The following is a 16,661-nucleotide window of genomic DNA, read 5'->3' on the forward strand; positions in this document are numbered from 1 at the left end:
GCTTAGCTTAGCTCAGACTTAACTTAGCCCAGCTTTTGCAAGCTGCTGGCCTTGATTTTCGCTTCCAGCGGCTTGCCTTTGCGGGCGCGTTTGTTGATATGAACAGACAGGGCATTGGCGCTCAGATTCACTTCCTGCACTTTGCCGCCACGTCCAGTTCCCGTTACCCTGACACCTTTCTGGCTGATCGCCTGTGCCGCGAGCAAGGCTTCTTTGTCTTCGAGTTCCATCAGAATAACGCCGCGTCCGCCGCTCGACAATTGCTTGATTTCATTCAGACCGAAGACCAGCAAACGGCCATTTTCAGACAAGCAGGCAATTGCGCTGGCATCTTCGTTGATGACTGCTGGCGGCAGCGGCAAATCGTTTTCTTCCAGCGTCATAAAGGCTTTGCCAGCCTTCATACGACCAACCATGTCACCCACTTTCGCGGTGAAGCCATAACCGGCATCCGATGCCAGTAATAAACCGGTGTCATTGCTACCTGCAAAGTAATGCAGAATCTTGGTACCGGCTGCGAGATCAATCAACGTTGTAATTGGCACACCATCGCCACGCGCGCCGGGCAGGGCGGCAACGGGGACAGAATAGACTCTGCCATTTGAGCCGAACACCAGTAAATGATCAACCGTGCGGCATTCAAACGTGCCATACAGACTGTCACCTGCCTTGAACGTGAACTGGCTGGCTTCATGTCCGTGACCAGTGCGGGCGCGCACCCAGCCTTTATCGGAGATGACAACCGTGACCGGCTCATCGACCACTTTTTGTTCTACCGATGCGCGTACCGCTTCTTCTATCAGCGTGCGGCGCGCATCGCCAAATTGCTTCGCATCGGCTTCGATTTCTTTAATCAGCGTTTTCTTCATCGACGCAGGATTGTCGAGCAAATCATGCAAGCCCGCTTTTTCTTTACGCAGCTCTGCCAATTCCTGCTGAATTTTAATTGCTTCCAGCCTTGCTAACTGACGCAAGCGAATTTCCAGGATATCTTCTGCCTGCCGGTCGGATAAGCGGAAAGCCTGTATCAGCGCGGGTTTCGGCTCATCCGACTCGCGGATGATGCGGATCACTTCATCGATATTCAGTAAAACTGCTTCGCGACCTTCGAGAATATGGATGCGGTCATCGACTTTTTTCAGGCGGAATTGGGTGCGACGTGTGACCGTCGTGAAACGGAATGCAATCCACTCGCTGATGATATCGAGCAAGCCTTTCTGGCGTGGGCGACCATCGCCACCGATCATCACCAGATTGATTGATGCCGAACTTTCCAGCGAGGTATGGGCGAGCAACATTTGCATGAACTCGGCCTGATCCTGATTTTTCGATTTCGGTTCCAGCACCAGACGCACAGGCGCATCTTTGCCGGATTCATCACGCACAGTATCGAGTACCGACAAGATCACTTGCTTTAACGCGACCTGTTCTGGCGACAGCGTTTTTTTACCGGTTTTGATTTTCGGATTGGTCAGTTCTTCGATTTCTTCCAATACCTTTTGCGACGACACGCCCGGCGGTAATTCGGTCACCACCGCTTGCCACTGACCGCGCGCCATGTCTTCTATCTTCCAGCGGGCGCGCACTTTCATGCTGCCGCGACCACTCGCATACATCTCCGCAATCGCGGATGCTGGTGTGATGATTTGTCCGCCGCCGGGGAAATCCGGGCCGGGAATATATTCCATCAGCTCGGCTTGTTTCATGGCCGGGTTACGGATCAGCGCGACGGCGGCTTTGGCTACTTCGGTCAGATTATGTGAAGGAATCTCCGTCGCCAGACCGACCGCGATACCGGATGCGCCATTCAGCAACACCATAGGCAAACGTGCTGGCAGCAGCTTCGGTTCTTCGGTGGTGCCGTCATAATTCTGCTGGAAATCGACGGTGCCCTGATCGATTTCATCCATCAGCAATTTAGCAATCGGCGTCAGGCGCGCTTCGGTGTATCGCATTGCCGCCGCGCCATCGCCATCGCGTGAACCAAAGTTACCTTGTCCATCGATCAGCGGATAACGCAGCGAAAAATCCTGCGCCATCCGTACCAGCGCGTCATACACAGACTGATCGCCATGCGGATGCAGCTTACCGAGCACATCACCGACCACCGCAGCCGATTTACGCGGTTTGGCCGACGAATTCAGACCGAGTTCGTTCATCGCAAACAGGATGCGACGCTGCACCGGTTTCTGACCATCGCAGACGTCCGGCAAGGCGCGTCCTTTGACGACGGAAATTGCGTAATCAAGATAAGCACGTTCGGCGAAACTCGCCAGCGTCAGTGCTTCGCCATCGCCTGGCGGCGGTGTCTGTTCAAATAAATTAGCTTGTTCGCTCATAGTTTTTTATTCTTTGTTGCATCCGGCAAAATGCCACTTTGTTTGCCGATATTCGTAATTTTTGGGGAGTATGTCTGAAAATACACCTTATGTCCGCATATTCATTGGGGTGTTTACATATACTGGGGGGAGTATTTTCAGACCTTAAAAAGCATTTCAGCGCCTTAAATATCGGCCTCGACAGCATTACCGTGTTCTTCTATCCAGGCACGACGGGCCGCAGCTTCGCCTTTTCCCATCAGCATGTTGAAGCGCCCCTCGGAAAAATCCTGATCGAATTCACCGAGGCTGACCGGCAGCAAGCGGCGGGTGTCTGGATTCATCGTGGTTTCCCATAATTGTTCTGCATTCATTTCGCCCAGACCTTTGAAGCGGGAAATATTCCATGCGCCGTCCTTGACGCCTTCCTTGCGTAACTTGTCTTCTATCGACGTCAGTTCGGCACTGTCCAGCGCATAGATTTTTTGTGCCTGTTTTTTGCCACGTGCCGGAGCATCAACGCGGAACAGCGGCGGACGCGCAACGCAGATATGGCCGCGGGCAATCAGTTGGGGGAAATGTTTGAAAAACAGTGTCAGCAACAGCACCTGAATGTGTGAACCATCGACGTCCGCATCAGACAAAATACAGATCTTGCCGTAACGCAGATTCGAGAGATCGACATTATCGTTAGCTCCATGCGGATCGACGCCGATGGCGACCGAAATATCGTGAATTTCATTATTCGCAAACAGGCGATCACGTTCCGATTCCCAGGTGTTCAGCACCTTGCCGCGTAAAGGCAGAATCGCCTGAAATTCTTTGTCGCGTCCCATTTTTGCTGAGCCACCGGCGGAATCACCTTCGACTAAAAATAATTCATTGCGGGTAATGTCGCTGGATTCGCAGTCCGTCAGTTTGCCCGGTAAAACGGCAACGCCAGAGGATTTTTTCTTTTCCACTTTTTGCGCAGAACGCAAGCGTGATTGCGCTTGTTTGATCACCAGTTCAGCGAGTTTTTTACCGTAATCCACGTGCGAGTTGAGCCACAATTCCAGCGGTGGTTTGGTGAATGAAGACACCAGCCGCACCGCATCACGCGAATTCAGGCGCTCTTTAATCTGCCCCTGAAATTGCGGGTCCAGCACTTTAGCTGACAACACAAATGAGACGCGCGCAAACACATCTTCCGGCAGCAGCTTGACGCCTTTCGGTAGCAGCGAATGCATTTCGGCAAAGCTCTTGACCGCGCCGAATAAACCTTCGCGCAGACCGGATTCATGTGTGCCACCAGCTGGCGTCGGAATCAGATTCACATACGATTCACGGACCACATTGCCTTCTTCGGTCCAGGCCACGACCCACGATGCGCCTTCGCCTTCGGCAAAACCTTCGGTGTCCGCGCTGGCGAATTGCTCGCCTTCAAACAGCGGAATCAGCGGCTCGCCATGCGAATACTGAGCCAGCGCTTCGGTCAGATAACCACGCAAGCCCTGATCGTATTGCCAGGTTTGCGATTCGCCGGTTTTGGCATTGCTCAGTGTGACTTTCACGCCTGGCAGCAAGACCGCTTTTGAGCGCAGCAAACGCTGTAACTCACCTTGCGGTATATTCGCGGAATCGAAATATTTTGCATCGGGCCAGATACTGACGCGGGTGCCGCTCTTTTTATCGCCGCGAGGAATAGGCTGGCTGCGCAGTGGTTCTATCACGTCGCCATCAGCAAAGGTCAGCTGATGCAAGCCAGCTTCACGCCAGACGGTAATTTCCAGGCGTTTGGATAGCGCGTTTGTGACAGAGACACCAACGCCGTGCAGACCACCGGAAAACGCATAGGCTCCGCCGGAACCTTTGTCGAATTTGCCGCCGGCGTGCAAACGTGTGAATACAATTTCGACCGTGGGAACACCTTCGTCCGGATGCAGTCCAACCGGAATACCGCGGCCGTCATCTTCAACGCTGACGCTGCCGTCGGTGTTCAGCGTGACTTGTATATGTTTGCAATGACCGCCCAAAGCTTCATCGGACGCATTGTCGATGACTTCCTGGATAATGTGCAGCGGGTTTTCGGTGCGGGTATACATGCCCGGTCTTTGTTTAACCGGTTCCAGCCCTTTGAGGACGCGGATGGATGATTCGCTATAGTCGGACGGAGTCGTATTTTTTTTAGTGGCCATGCAAATAGAAATCTGTTGTTTTGGTTAAAGTGCAATAATATTTTGCAATTTTTAAATACGGAATACATGATTTTAGATGTATTCTTGCATACGTTTTGGCAGCTATTGTAGCTGTAATAGGTAGATGGATAAACGATGTCAATAAAAACTCCAACGATCGCGATCCGACTGCTTGGATTTTCCGCCAAAGAGGAAGAAACTTTTTCTGCAGTACTCGCGGTAGCACGCGAGACCGGTTACAGCTATACGTGTCTGAGGACGGGGTGCGTCCAGGATCCGGACATGTATATCGTCAATGCCAGCAACATCAAAGCGATTGCAACACTGTCTGATCTTAATCCCGGCGATGCGATGCCGGTGTTGTTAATTGGTAAAACCGATATTGATTTACCTTATCAGGTGATGCCAAAGCCTATCCGCTGGCGCAATATTTTCGGCATTCTTGATGAGCTGATCAATAAACGTGAACTGTTACTACATACTTTAGCTGCGCACACCATCAATTTAACCGTGCATGAGCGGCGCGCCCATAAACGCATAGATTTTGATCTTACCGATCCACAGGTGTATCAAAAAATGCGTGATACGCCGATGGCGAGGGGCGGCATTCTGGTCGTTGATAAGGACACGCAATTCCGTGAATACGTGGCGGCCATTATGGATCATTACGGCATTACTGTTACGCTGGCGGCCGATGAGCGCAGCGCCCTGATGCTGGATCGGAACAACCAGCATGCACTGACCTTAATCAACACGTCTACCCCTGATGTCGATCCTTATCACCTGTGTGACGGGCTGAAAAAACAAAATCACGGTTTAAAGACTTCCGTGATTTTTTTAATCGATCAATCTTTTGATTACAAACTCGGGTTGGCGGAGCGGGTGCGTTGCGACGGTTTTCTGGTAAAACCATTGTCCCGTCGTGTTCTACTTAGTACGATCAGAAAATACTTACACTTATTTAAATAAGCCCGGCGCTTACTTGCTGAGTAATCGCATTCCCCGTTCCAGTCCTTCTATGGTGACCGGAAACATGCGGTTGCTCATGACCTGACGAATAACCGAAATAGACTGCCGGTATTGCCACAAGCCTTCCGGTTCGGGATTGAGCCAGATATATTTGGGAAATGTCGTTGCAAAACGTTGTAGCCAGACAGCACCAGCTTCTTCGTTGTTGTATTCGACTGAGCCGCCCGGTTGCAGAATTTCATACGGACTCATGGTGGCATCGCCAACGAAGATGAGCTTGGTATCCGGCGGATATTTGCGCAAAACATCCCAGGTCGGAAATTTTTCCGCATGACGGCGACGGTTATTTTTCCAAAGGTAGTCGTACACGCAATTATGAAAATAGAAGAATTCCATATTTTTGAATTCGGTTTTTGCTGCTGAAAATAATTCTTCAGTTTGCTGTATGTGATCATCCATCGTGCCACCGACATCCAGTAACATGAGCACTTTGATATTGTTTTTACGCTCGGGTTGCATCTTGATATCAAGATAACCGGCATTGTTGGCGGTTGCTTTGATGGTGGCGTCCAGCGCCAGTTCTTCCTCTGCACCCTGACGGGCGAATTTACGCAAGCGGCGCAGCGCGACTTTGATGTTGCGTGTGCCAAGTTCACGTTCAGCGTCGTAATCTTTGAACGCGCGCTCTTCCCATACTTTGACCGCGCTGCGATTGCCCCCCTTGCCGCCGATGCGTATTCCCTCGGGATTCGTGCCGCCATTACCGAAAGGAGAGGTGCCACCCGTGCCTATCCATTTACTGCCGCCTTCATGCCGTTCTTTTTGTTCGTTCAGCAGCTCTTTAAGTCTGTCCATGAGTTTGTCGTAGCCAAACTTTTCGATCGCCGCTTTTTGCTCGTCGCTCAGTTCGCGTTGCAGTCGCTTGGTCAGCCAATCGAGAGGGATGTCAGGGCGTTGCTCAAAGATCGTGTCTATCCCCTTGAAATACATGCCGAACGCTTTATCGAATTTGTCGTAATGCGCTTCATCCTTCACCATGATCGTACGCGACAGGAAATAAAAATCGTCGAGTGACATGTTGATCAGACCTTTATCCAATGCTTCAAGCAGCATCAGAAATTCTTTGATCGAGACAGGAATTTTGGCGTCTTTTAACGTAAAGAAAAAATCAATCAGCACTTGTTTATCTCTCAGTATTTATTTTGCATATATTGCAAATTCTTTTTTAAGCCCGGCCATTCATTTTGCAGAATGCTATACACAACCGTATCACGGATACGTCCGTCGGGTAATATCATGTGATTGCGCAAAACCCCGTCACGTTTGGCACCAAGCCGCTCGATCGCAGCTTGCGAACGTCGGTTAAACCAGTCGGTACGGAATTCTACCGCGATGCAGTTCAGCACTTCAAATGCATGGGTCAGCAGTAATAATTTACATTCCGTGTTGATTGCCGAGCGTTGCACCGATTGCGAATACCAGGTGTAACCGATCTCTAGGCGCTGGTGTTGGTGATCTATATTGCAAAAGCGGGTAGATCCTACAATTTTGCCTCCTGATTTCTCGCGGACGACAAACGGAATTGCCTTTTGCTGGGACTGCATGGCGAGCGCTGTATCAAGCCACTGTTGTGTTTGTTCCGGCGCGGGTACCGAAGTAAAGAATAGTTTCCACAGTTCACCATCGGCAGCCGCATTGCGGATATCCGCAATATGTGCCTGCTCTAAAGGCTCCAGACTGACGCTTGTTCCCTGCAAATGTAGTGGCTGACATTCCATATTGATTCCTCGCGGTAGTTATTTTTTAAGACTGTTGCACAAAAAGTCTGTGAATATCAGTAACAATAATGAAAAAATGGGTGAGTGAAGATGGTTTCACGGGTTATAATCTTCTATTCACTCAAAACAACAGCAATGCTTGCTAACGAAAATAAAAGCCGTTATACTGCAAAGCTGTATAGAATTTTGCGGCGTGGCATTTAATCAAATGTTTTGACCTCGTCGCTTTGACCACGTTTAGGAAATCTCATGGCAAATACCGCACAAGCACGCAAACGTGCTCGTCAAGCAGTAAAACAAAACGCACACAATTCCAGCCAACGCTCGACTCTGCGTACAGCAATCAAAGCTGTTCGTAAAGCAATCGAAGCTGGTGATAAAGCTGCTGCTGCAACAATTTTTCAAGCTTCCGTATCGACTATCGATCGCATCGCTGACAAGAAAATTATTCACAAAAACAAGGCTGCCCGTCATAAAAGCCGCCTGGCTTCCGCTCTGAAAGCTTTAGCTTAATAGCTATTCTGCCTGCAGATAAGTGCAGGCAATTTCAGATGTAAAAAAACCGCATTTTTTGCGGTTTTTTGTTTTCTTCTTCGGAATTCATCGGATACACAGGTTTGTTGGGTATCTGATGCGAAATTGCTTAGCGCAGTGGCAGGCCTTCAATTTTGCTGCCTGGTTTAATATTTTTTTGTTTGAACCAACCCTGATTCATTTCCAGTGCGTAGCGCACCGTCTTTTTCGCACAGTGAGAGTCGGTCGTTTCTGGCTGCATATCTTCAATGTTAACGATTTTCCCTTCGCCGTCGATAAATGCGACAGACAATGGGATCAGTGTGTTTTTCATCCACATACAAACGCCGGCCGGAGCGCCAAAATCAAATACCATGCCTTCGTTGATCCCCATTTTGGTTCTCAACATCAGGCCCTGTTCCCGATCAGCATCACTGGCAGCCACTTCTGCTTGAATGACGTAAATGCCAGCAGAGAGTTGTTTGACAGGCAGTTTTCTTTCAGCATGAGCAAGAGGCATCAGCACGCTGAGCAGAACAATACTTGCCGCTTTCAGTTTGATATTCGGGAAAAGGTTCATCATGGTTGGAATCAGGTTGAAAAAAAATAACAACAGGTATGCTACCGCAAATAAAAAAGGCAGGAATACATCCTGCCTTTTTTATTTTGCGATCAGGTAATTAATTTGCAGTAATTACTTTGTCGCAGATGCGGATGCTGCGGCTTCAGCAGCAGCTTTTTTCGCTTTCTTCGTTTTTTTAATTTTTTTAGCTGGTTTAGCAACTTCAGCCGAAGCGGAAGCAGATGCCGGAGTGGAAGCTGCCGGTGCAGGTGCTTGTGCGAAAGCGGCTGAAGCAAACAGACCAGCAATCAGAGTGGCGATCAATTTTTTCATGTTAACTTCCTTTGCGTGAGTAATTTGGGAGGGTGATTCAATAGGAATCATCTGGATAACGCACTCAAACCCAGATAAGTTGACATGATATTGCAGCACATAGGGGAAATCGCAATTAATTGTGCTGCAAGGCAATAAAACAACTCAAACGCCCACTTCTTGCCATTCTCCTGGCAATAAGGGATGTGTTTCTAATGAGAATCCTCCAATTGCAGTACGTATCAAGCGCAAAGTGGGAAGCCCGACTGCTGCCGTCATTCTTCGAACCTGGCGGTTTTTTCCTTCCGACAGAATAATGCACAGCCAACTGGTTGGAATATTGCTCCGGTGCCGAATTGGCGGTGTTCTTTCCCATAACCACTCAGGTGTTTGTACGTGCATGACAGTGCATGCCTGAGTCACAAAATCCCCCAGATCTAAAGGATTGCGCAAACGCTCCAGCGTTTCTTTATCAGGTATGCCTTCTACTTGCACCAGATAGGTTTTCGCTTGTTTGTGATCGGGATGACTGATGCGATTCTGAAGTTTGCCGTCATCTGTCAGTAAAATTAAGCCCTCGCTATCTGCATCAAGACGTCCCGCCGGGTATATATTAGGGATGTGCAAATAGTCCGCCAGAGTTGGTCTGTCCGGATGAGCGGAAAACTGGCACATGACGTTGAATGGTTTGTTAAATAGGATGAGTTTCATGGCAATATGGTAACCGCAATTTTGTAAACAGATGGCATCCAGTAAAATACTAGTGCATAATACGAAATGAAGGTCTTGTGTCTTATAGAAGAGTTAATAGCGATATTGACCGCTATGTTAGCAAGCAAGGCATATTACGAGAAAAGCGTGACCCGCTTGATCGCCTAACTACGGAGAAAACGATGTATCAACATATTAAAGTACCTGCTGAAGGTAAAAAAATTACCGTCAATGCTGACTTTTCATTGAATGTTCCTGATAATCCTATCATCCCTTTTATCGAAGGCGATGGTACTGGTGTTGATATCAGCCCGGTCATGATCAAAGTCGTTGATGCGGCCGTAGCAAAAGCCTACGCAGGCAAGCGCAAAATCAGCTGGATGGAAATCTATGCTGGTGAAAAATCCACGAAAGTATATGGCCCAGATGTCTGGTTGCCAGAAGAAACACTGAAAGTATTGAAAGACTACGTAGTTTCTATTAAAGGTCCATTGACAACGCCAGTTGGCGGCGGCATTCGCTCCCTGAACGTGGCTCTGCGTCAGGAACTTGATCTGTATGTCTGCCTGCGTCCTGTGCGTTATTTCAAAGGCGTACCATCCCCTGTACGTGAACCAGAAAAAACAGACATGGTGATCTTCCGTGAAAACTCAGAAGACATCTATGCCGGTATCGAATTCGCGCAAGGTTCCGATCAGGTTAAAAAACTGATTAAGTTCCTGCAAGACGAAATGGGCGTGAAAAAAATCCGCTTCCCTGAAACTTCAGGCATTGGTATCAAACCAGTTTCTATCGAAGGTACTGAGCGTCTGGTTCGCAAAGCGATTCAATACGCGATCGACAATGACAAGCCATCTGTGACTATCGTCCACAAGGGCAACATCATGAAGTACACCGAAGGCGGCTTCCGTGACTGGGCTTATGCATTGGCGCAAAAAGAATTCGGCGCAGAACTGATCGATGGCGGCCCATGGTGCAAATTCAAAAATCCAAAAACAGGTAAAGAAATTACTGTTAAGGATTCGATTGCAGATGCATTCCTGCAGCAAATTTTGTTGCGTCCGAATGAGTACAGCGTTATTGCTACATTGAACCTGAACGGCGACTATATTTCTGATGCGTTGGCGGCTCAGGTTGGTGGTATTGGTATTGCTCCAGGCGCTAACTTGTCTGATTCAGTTGCTATGTTCGAGGCAACACACGGTACAGCACCTAAATACGCTGGTAAAGATTATGTGAACCCAGGTTCATTGATTTTGTCGGCTGAAATGATGTTGCGTCACATGGGCTGGACAGAAGCTGCTGATTTGTTGATTTCTTCAACAGAAAAAGCAATTACGGTGAAAAAAGTCACTTATGACTTTGCCCGTCTGATGGAAGGTGCGACTCAAGTATCTTGCTCAGGTTTCGGTGACGTTATGATTGAGAACATGTAATTCACATGTGACTGTTTCGAGCAGAGTCTTAAAAAAGCCAGCGTCAGCTGGCTTTTTTTATATTTGTGTTACTGGTTGATGTTACTTAGAGCGTAGCGGATGAGATCTGCCTGACCTTCAATATTCAGCTTGCGCTTGATATTGAGTCTGTGGGTTTCGACCGTCCTGACACTTAAACCTAAATCCAGAGCAATATGTTTGTTCGATTTACCTGTCGCAATGCTGTTCAGAACACACTGTTCCCGCTGAGTCAGTATCTGTGTTGCGTTGTTCGTATTGTTTTGCTTGAGGCCTGAGCTGAAATACACCCCGCCAGCCCTCACGGTTTCTATCGCGTTGATAATATCTTCTGCGGGTGCGTCCTTCAGCACGTACGCGCGAGCACCTGCTTGTATCGCCTGACTCACATACTCGGCCTTATCGTGCATAGAGAGCATGATGATCGCGATCTGTGGGTAATCCTGTGTGAATTTTGCGGTCAGATTGATGCCATTGGTACCGCCCAGATTAATGTCCATCAAAATCAGATCGGTTGCGTGAAGCGCCACCATTTTGAGCGCATCTGCTGCGTTACCAGCCTCGCCAACGATGTGAAAATGGGAAATGGTTTCCAGCCTGGCCCTTAATCCATCTCTGACCAGAGGGTGGTCGTCGACTAATAGCAGATTGATTGTCTTTTTATCTGTCATCATATTTCTCCATTCGGAATTTTTGCTATCACACTGGTGCCGCCTGCGCCTGAGAGTATATCCAGACTACCATTCACAGTGGCCATGCGCTCGTGCATATTACTGAGTCCTATTCCGCGTTTGGGGTGATTCTCTATGCCCTGAATATCGAAGCCGGTTCCGTCGTCTTCGACTGTCAAGGTGATGATTTCTCCAGCCTCAACGAGTTGTATATCCACATGGCTGACGTTGTGGGCATGTTTATGGATATTGGTCAGCGCTTCCTGCGCAATCCTGAACAGAACTGTATTACTGATTTCTGACAATTTGCTGAAATTTCCTGTTGCCGTGACTCGTACCGGTAAGCCGCAGGCATTTTCAAATTCGCCGGCAAGATGTTCAAATGCTGCGACTAAGCCGAGATCATCCAGCATGGCAGGGCGCAGATCATGTGAAATTCTGCGTACTTCATTGAGCGCTTCATTGAGTTGTTGTGTTGCGCGGTGAAACGGCAATCTGCTTGTCTCCTGCGCTTTTTGGGTGTTATCCAGCTTTGCCAGACCAGACTCTATCTGCAGCTTAATCGAGACCAGTAACTGACTTAATCCATCGTGTAAGTCACGTGATAAGCGGGCACGCTCATCCTCCTGAGAGCGAACGACACTCCTTGCCAGAACTTTCAGTTTGGCTTCGGCGATTCTGGATTCGCTGATATTCAACACCAAGCCCGACAGCGCAATCAATAGCGCACAAACCAGAGCGATGACGGCGATCCATATTAAGGTGCCACGTATATTCTTTTCTACCTGTACATCAATTTTATTCAGCGCTGCATCGACATCGTCGAGATAAATGCCGGTGCCAAGCATCCAACCCCAGCGATCAAGCAGAATGACGTAACCGAGTTTTGGCGCAATCTGACCGCTGGACGGTTTTTCCCACAAATAGCGTACCGCGCCACCACCGGCTTTGGCTTTGTTGATCAGATTCTGAATCGTAAAATTTCCTTCCGGATCCTTCAGGTGCCACAAATTTTGTCCCATCAGCTCTGGTTGCCGTGGGTGCATCAGATTATTGCCGTTCATGTCGTAAACGTAAAAATAGCCATCGTCACCAAAATCTAAGGTGGATAGCATCTTCTTGGCATTTTCCTGATTTTGAACTATGTCCTTACCATTGTTGTAAAAATGCTGAATTGCTGCATTTCCCAGGCTGACATAGTGCTTCAGCTCCGCCTCCTTACTTGCCAGATACGCTTGCTCGACCGTGTTTCGCTGTTGCTTTGCCAAATTTGTTGCCTGATAGAAAACTGCCGCAGAAATACCTGCAAGCGAAAGCAAAAGAGGGATGATGGCCAGCAATATAAATTTATAGCGAAGTTTCATTTCGTCGTTGCGTCTTATGGAATGGGCGGTCTGCTATCTTGTCTTTATACAGTTATTCCAGAAAAATAAAAAACCCCGCAAAAGCGGGGTTTTTCAGAAAGTCCTAAATCCGGAAATTAAGGATTTTGGATGTTAGAAGCTTGCTTGCCTTTAGGGCCTTGCGTGACTTCGAACGCTACTTTTTGACCTTCTTTCAGTGTCTTAAAGCCGTTCATTTGGATTGCGGAAAAGTGGGCGAACAAATCCTCACCACCGTCGTCCGGAGTGATAAAGCCGAAGCCTTTGGAATCATTGAACCACTTGACGGTACCTGTTGCCATAATGCGTCTTTCAAATAAAAACTAATCACACGAGCCGTAAAAGCAAGAAACCTGGCGATATGCCAGCCCCCCCTAAACTTGCCCACTTCATATTGACTAATTACTACTAATGCAGTCAATAAATGTCATTCTTGGCGGAAAAAAAACTAAAGTCAAGAAACTTTTATTTACTTGTATCCTATTGTTGTATTTTTAAGTAATGTCAGCAAATTCCTTTATACATTTAAGTGAAATGTCTGCTTTTCACTTAAAACTTGATCTGTGAGAAATGATCACCATCTGTGAGTTTGTCCGAAAGCAGGTAACATCTGTTCAGAGCAGAAATAAGGTAGTTTTACCTGTTTATTATTTGCCTTTGGAACGAATCAACGTACTAGAATAGACGCATGGGAAACAAGCAAGAAAACGGTACGATACTGGAGCGGCAGACACAACAGCTCAAACCGCCTTCAATGTATCAGGTAATATTATTGAACGACGACTATACCCCTATGGAATTTGTGGTGGCGGTCGTTCAGGAATACTTTCATAAAGACCGCGAGACTGCGATGCAGATCATGCTCAAAGTACATAGAGACGGTAAAGGAATTTGTGGCGTATATTCGAAAGATATTGCACTGACTAAAGTGGAACTCGTTTTGACACACGCTCGTAAGGCAGGACACCCCCTGCAATGTGTGATGGAGGAAGTATGATTGCGCAAGAATTAGAAGTCAGTTTGCATATGGCCTTTGTTGAGGCCAGACAAGCTCGTTATGAGTTCATCACAGTCGAGCATTTATTGCTGGCTCTGCTGGATAATCCTTCGGCAGCCGAGGTGATGCGCGCATGCGCGGTCAATATCGATGACTTACGCAAAACCCTGAGTAACTTCATCACTGATAACACGCCGACCGTGCCCGGCACGACAGAGGTTGATACGCAGCCGACTCTGGGTTTCCAGCGTGTGATTCAACGTGCGATCATGCATGTGCAGTCGTCGTCAAATGGCAAAAAAGAAGTCACTGGTGCGAATGTGCTGGTTGCTATTTTTGGCGAGAAAGACTCGCATGCCGTCTATTACCTGCATCAGCAAGGTGTCACCCGTCTGGATGTCGTGAATTTTATTTCTCATGGCGTCCGTAAAGATAATCTGAACGAGCCGCAAAAATCTCCTGAAGGTGGTGATGAGGGGCAGGCAGATGCGCAGGCGAAAGAAAATCCACTGGATCAGTTCACCCAAAATCTGAATAAGTCGGCAGCGGATGGCAAGATTGATCCCTTGATCGGGCGCGACAGTGAAGTCGAACGCGTGATTCAGATTCTGTGCCGTCGTCGTAAAAACAACCCCTTACTGGTCGGTGAGGCGGGTGTCGGAAAAACAGCGATTGCCGAAGGCCTGGCGTTACGTATCGTCAAATCAGAAGTACCGGATATCTTACAAAATGCAGTGGTGTATTCACTCGATATGGGCGCATTACTGGCCGGCACGAAGTATCGCGGTGATTTTGAGCAGCGTCTCAAGGGGGTGCTTAAACAGTTGAAAGAGACACCGAACGGTATTTTATTTATCGATGAGATTCATACCATCATCGGTGCCGGTTCGGCATCGGGTGGAACGCTGGACGCATCCAATCTGTTGAAACCGGCTTTGTCGAGCGGTCAACTGAAGTGCATCGGTGCGACAACCTACACCGAGTATCGCGGTGTATTTGAAAAAGATCATGCACTGTCACGCCGCTTCCAGAAAATTGATGTGAATGAGCCGACGGTTGAGCAAACTGTGCAGATTCTGCGCGGCCTGAAATCGAAGTTTGAAGAACATCACAATGTGAAGTATTCAGCATCGGCATTGACAACGGCAGCGGAATTGTCTGCCCGCTTTATCAATGACCGCCATTTGCCGGATAAGGCGATTGATGTGATTGATGAGGCCGGTGCCGCGCAACGCATTCTGCCAAAATCGAAACAAAAGAAAACGATAGGCAAAGCGGATATTGAGGAAATTATTTCCAAGATAGCCCGCATTCCGCCGCAAACTGTCAATCAGGATGACCGCAGCAAATTGCAGACCATCGATCGCGATCTGAAAAACGTTGTGTTTGGTCAGGAACCTGCGATTGAAGCGCTGGCTTCCGCAATCAAAATGGCTCGTGCCGGTTTGGGTAAAACAGACAAACCTATCGGTTCCTTCCTGTTTTCAGGTCCCACCGGTGTTGGTAAAACTGAGGTCGCGAAACAGCTTGCCTTCACTTTAGGTATAGAACTGATTCGTTTCGACATGTCGGAATACATGGAGCGTCATGCGGTCAGTCGTTTGATCGGTGCGCCGCCGGGGTATGTCGGTTTTGATCAGGGCGGCTTGCTGACGGAGGCGATTAACAAGAAGCCGCATGCAGTGTTGCTGCTGGATGAGATAGAAAAAGCGCACCCTGATGTCTTCAATATTCTGTTGCAAGTCATGGATCATGGCACGCTGACGGATAACAATGGTCGTAAAGCGGATTTCCGTAACGTGATCATTATCATGACCACGAATGCCGGTGCCGAGAGCTTGCAGAAACGCTCGATTGGCTTTAATGACAGTCGTGAAGCCGGTGATGAAATGGCGGATATCAAGCGCATGTTCACGCCAGAATTCCGCAATCGTCTCGACTCGATCATCAGTTTCCGTGCCTTGGACGAAGAAATTATTCTGCGCGTGGTTGATAAGTTCCTGATGCAACTGGAAGAACAATTGCATGAGAAAAAAGTGGAAGCGACTTTCACTGATCGCTTGCGTAAATTCCTCGCGAAGAAAGGTTTTGATCCGTTGATGGGTGCCCGCCCTATGGCTCGCCTGATCCAGGACATGATCCGCAAAGCACTGGCCGATGAGTTGTTGTTTGGTCGTCTGGTGTCTGGCGGGCGCGTCGTGGTCGATCTCGATGATAAGGATCAGATTACACTGGACTTCAGCGAAGGTGATGCGACGCCGCCAGAGGCTTCGCAGGAAATCGTTGAAGTGGAATAAATAAAAAAGTGCACAGCGATCGTACTGATCGCTGTGTGTATAACTGATGTGCGGTGTTCACACTCGGGAGATCATAATGGGTAGTTTTGTCGTACCGTTGTATGTGCTGGATTACACAACCAAAACGATTAATGCTGTATTGTCGCCAGCTGCACTGGAAGGAAAAGAAGTAGAGGTCGATGTATATGACCGGCGCGACGCAGGGAAAAAATATACGGCAATCGGTCGCCGGATTAAAGGTGAAGATGACACATTTCTGATCTGTGTCACTTTGGATTCCGGGCCACATGAAGACTCTTGGAATTACACCTTACTGCGCGAATCCGCAGGACGTAGCCGCAAAATGAAAAAATAAAAACCGGAGCTTGCTCCGGTTTTTATTTGCTCTGCCGCCGAGGGCAGGGATGCTGTTGATGTTGTTTACACGTTCAAAGCTTCGTATTTACCCATTTATATACTCCCGGGAGTATATTTCAGAGCCCTTATTTTCTGCGGGGATAAAGGCGAAAATATAAAAAAC

The 16,661-nt window shown here is 48.2% G+C and carries 16 protein-coding genes; 6 read left to right on the top strand and 10 right to left on the bottom strand.

All coding sequences use genetic code 11. The annotated features are described in order from the left end of the window. Positions 1–23: 23 nt before the first annotated feature. Both parC and H8K38_RS02815 read right to left on the bottom strand, forming a co-directional pair. Positions 24–2,339: a DNA topoisomerase IV subunit A gene (gene parC, locus H8K38_RS02810; protein WP_186883243.1), complete on the bottom strand. Its 2,316-nt coding sequence runs from the start codon at positions 2,337–2,339 to the stop codon at positions 24–26. Between the two features lie 164 nt (positions 2,340–2,503). After that, a complete protein-coding gene (locus tag H8K38_RS02815; RefSeq protein WP_186883244.1) occupies positions 2,504–4,495 on the bottom strand; it encodes a DNA topoisomerase IV subunit B in 1,992 nt (663 codons plus the stop codon). Positions 4,496–4,630: 135 nt separating this feature from the next. On the opposite strand from H8K38_RS02815, the gene H8K38_RS02820 reads away from it, so the two are divergent. Next, positions 4,631–5,464, top strand: a complete 834-nt coding sequence (locus H8K38_RS02820) for a PleD family two-component system response regulator (protein ID WP_186883245.1) — start codon at positions 4,631–4,633, stop codon at positions 5,462–5,464. 9 nt (positions 5,465–5,473) lie between these two features. Here the strand turns inward: H8K38_RS02820 and H8K38_RS02825 are convergent, their stop codons facing one another. Both H8K38_RS02825 and H8K38_RS02830 read right to left on the bottom strand, forming a co-directional pair. After that, the gene (locus H8K38_RS02825; protein WP_186883246.1) at positions 5,474–6,643 is read right to left on the bottom strand and encodes a VWA domain-containing protein; all 1,170 of its coding nucleotides are present in this window, start codon (positions 6,641–6,643) and stop codon (positions 5,474–5,476) included. 11 nt (positions 6,644–6,654) lie between these two features. Then, on the bottom strand, positions 6,655–7,242 hold the full coding sequence (locus H8K38_RS02830) for a GNAT family N-acetyltransferase (protein WP_186883247.1): 588 nt from the start codon (positions 7,240–7,242) through the stop codon (positions 6,655–6,657). A 249-nt stretch (positions 7,243–7,491) separates the two neighbouring features. Between H8K38_RS02830 and rpsT the strand changes: the two genes are divergently transcribed. After that, positions 7,492–7,755, top strand: coding sequence for a 30S ribosomal protein S20 (gene rpsT, locus H8K38_RS02835; protein WP_186883248.1), 264 nt, complete (start codon positions 7,492–7,494; stop codon positions 7,753–7,755). A gap of 130 nt (positions 7,756–7,885) precedes the next feature. On the opposite strand, the gene H8K38_RS02840 is transcribed toward rpsT, so the two are convergent. The 3 genes from H8K38_RS02840 to H8K38_RS02850 form a co-directional block, all read right to left on the bottom strand. Continuing rightward, positions 7,886–8,275: a DUF192 domain-containing protein gene (locus H8K38_RS02840; RefSeq protein WP_223826993.1), complete on the bottom strand. Its 390-nt coding sequence runs from the start codon at positions 8,273–8,275 to the stop codon at positions 7,886–7,888. A 174-nt stretch (positions 8,276–8,449) separates the two neighbouring features. Further along, entirely contained in the window at positions 8,450–8,650 is a 201-nt protein-coding gene (locus H8K38_RS02845; protein WP_186883250.1) for a hypothetical protein, read from the bottom strand. Between the two features lie 144 nt (positions 8,651–8,794). Further along, positions 8,795–9,340: a pseudouridine synthase gene (locus tag H8K38_RS02850; protein WP_186883251.1), complete on the bottom strand. Its 546-nt coding sequence runs from the start codon at positions 9,338–9,340 to the stop codon at positions 8,795–8,797. Positions 9,341–9,522: 182 nt separating this feature from the next. On the opposite strand from H8K38_RS02850, the gene icd reads away from it, so the two are divergent. After that, a complete protein-coding gene (gene icd / locus H8K38_RS02855) occupies positions 9,523–10,776 on the top strand; it encodes an NADP-dependent isocitrate dehydrogenase (RefSeq protein ID WP_186883252.1) in 1,254 nt (417 codons plus the stop codon). A 68-nt stretch (positions 10,777–10,844) separates the two neighbouring features. Here the strand turns inward: icd and H8K38_RS02860 are convergent, their stop codons facing one another. The 3 genes from H8K38_RS02860 to H8K38_RS02870 form a co-directional block, all read right to left on the bottom strand. Then, positions 10,845–11,465 (bottom strand): response regulator transcription factor, encoded by a 621-nt coding sequence (locus H8K38_RS02860; RefSeq protein ID WP_186883362.1) that lies wholly within the window; start codon positions 11,463–11,465, stop codon positions 10,845–10,847. After that, on the bottom strand, positions 11,465–12,829 hold the full coding sequence (locus H8K38_RS02865; protein ID WP_186883253.1) for a cache domain-containing protein: 1,365 nt from the start codon (positions 12,827–12,829) through the stop codon (positions 11,465–11,467). The genes H8K38_RS02860 and H8K38_RS02865 overlap by 1 nt, the downstream gene beginning before the upstream one ends. Before the next feature lie 116 nt (positions 12,830–12,945). After that, on the bottom strand, positions 12,946–13,149 hold the full coding sequence (locus H8K38_RS02870) for a cold-shock protein (RefSeq protein ID WP_186883254.1): 204 nt from the start codon (positions 13,147–13,149) through the stop codon (positions 12,946–12,948). A gap of 386 nt (positions 13,150–13,535) precedes the next feature. Here H8K38_RS02870 and clpS point away from each other — a divergent pair, with 386 nt between their 5' ends. From clpS to H8K38_RS02885, 3 genes are all read left to right on the top strand, one after another. Next, the gene (gene clpS, locus H8K38_RS02875) at positions 13,536–13,844 is read left to right on the top strand and encodes an ATP-dependent Clp protease adapter ClpS (RefSeq protein ID WP_186883255.1); all 309 of its coding nucleotides are present in this window, start codon (positions 13,536–13,538) and stop codon (positions 13,842–13,844) included. Next, on the top strand, positions 13,841–16,141 hold the full coding sequence (clpA, locus tag H8K38_RS02880; protein WP_186883256.1) for an ATP-dependent Clp protease ATP-binding subunit ClpA: 2,301 nt from the start codon (positions 13,841–13,843) through the stop codon (positions 16,139–16,141). Before clpS ends, clpA begins: the two co-directional genes overlap by 4 nt. Before the next feature lie 76 nt (positions 16,142–16,217). Continuing rightward, positions 16,218–16,496, top strand: a complete 279-nt coding sequence (locus tag H8K38_RS02885; RefSeq protein WP_186883257.1) for a hypothetical protein — start codon at positions 16,218–16,220, stop codon at positions 16,494–16,496. Positions 16,497–16,661: the final 165 nt, after the last annotated feature.

The sequence above is a fragment of the Undibacterium sp. FT79W genome, assembly GCF_014284215.1.
GTDB lineage: Bacteria > Pseudomonadota > Gammaproteobacteria > Burkholderiales > Burkholderiaceae_D > Undibacterium > Undibacterium aquatile.

Coding starts and splice junctions, on each gene's coding strand:
- H8K38_RS02870 (WP_186883254.1), bottom strand. CDS start 13,149: ATGGCAACAGGTACCGTCAAGTGGTTCAATGATTCCAAAGGCTTCGGC.
- clpS (WP_186883255.1), top strand. CDS start 13,536: ATGGGAAACAAGCAAGAAAACGGTACGATACTGGAGCGGCAGACACAA.
- H8K38_RS02850 (WP_186883251.1), bottom strand. CDS start 9,340: ATGAAACTCATCCTATTTAACAAACCATTCAACGTCATGTGCCAGTTT.
- H8K38_RS02820 (WP_186883245.1), top strand. CDS start 4,631: ATGTCAATAAAAACTCCAACGATCGCGATCCGACTGCTTGGATTTTCC.
- icd (WP_186883252.1), top strand. CDS start 9,523: ATGTATCAACATATTAAAGTACCTGCTGAAGGTAAAAAAATTACCGTC.
- H8K38_RS02840 (WP_223826993.1), bottom strand. CDS start 8,275: ATGCCTCTTGCTCATGCTGAAAGAAAACTGCCTGTCAAACAACTCTCT.
- H8K38_RS02885 (WP_186883257.1), top strand. CDS start 16,218: ATGGGTAGTTTTGTCGTACCGTTGTATGTGCTGGATTACACAACCAAA.
- H8K38_RS02865 (WP_186883253.1), bottom strand. CDS start 12,829: ATGAAACTTCGCTATAAATTTATATTGCTGGCCATCATCCCTCTTTTG.
- clpA (WP_186883256.1), top strand. CDS start 13,841: ATGATTGCGCAAGAATTAGAAGTCAGTTTGCATATGGCCTTTGTTGAG.
- rpsT (WP_186883248.1), top strand. CDS start 7,492: ATGGCAAATACCGCACAAGCACGCAAACGTGCTCGTCAAGCAGTAAAA.
- H8K38_RS02860 (WP_186883362.1), bottom strand. CDS start 11,465: ATGACAGATAAAAAGACAATCAATCTGCTATTAGTCGACGACCACCCT.
- parC (WP_186883243.1), bottom strand. CDS start 2,339: ATGAGCGAACAAGCTAATTTATTTGAACAGACACCGCCGCCAGGCGAT.
- H8K38_RS02845 (WP_186883250.1), bottom strand. CDS start 8,650: ATGAAAAAATTGATCGCCACTCTGATTGCTGGTCTGTTTGCTTCAGCC.
- H8K38_RS02830 (WP_186883247.1), bottom strand. CDS start 7,242: ATGGAATGTCAGCCACTACATTTGCAGGGAACAAGCGTCAGTCTGGAG.
- H8K38_RS02815 (WP_186883244.1), bottom strand. CDS start 4,495: ATGGCCACTAAAAAAAATACGACTCCGTCCGACTATAGCGAATCATCC.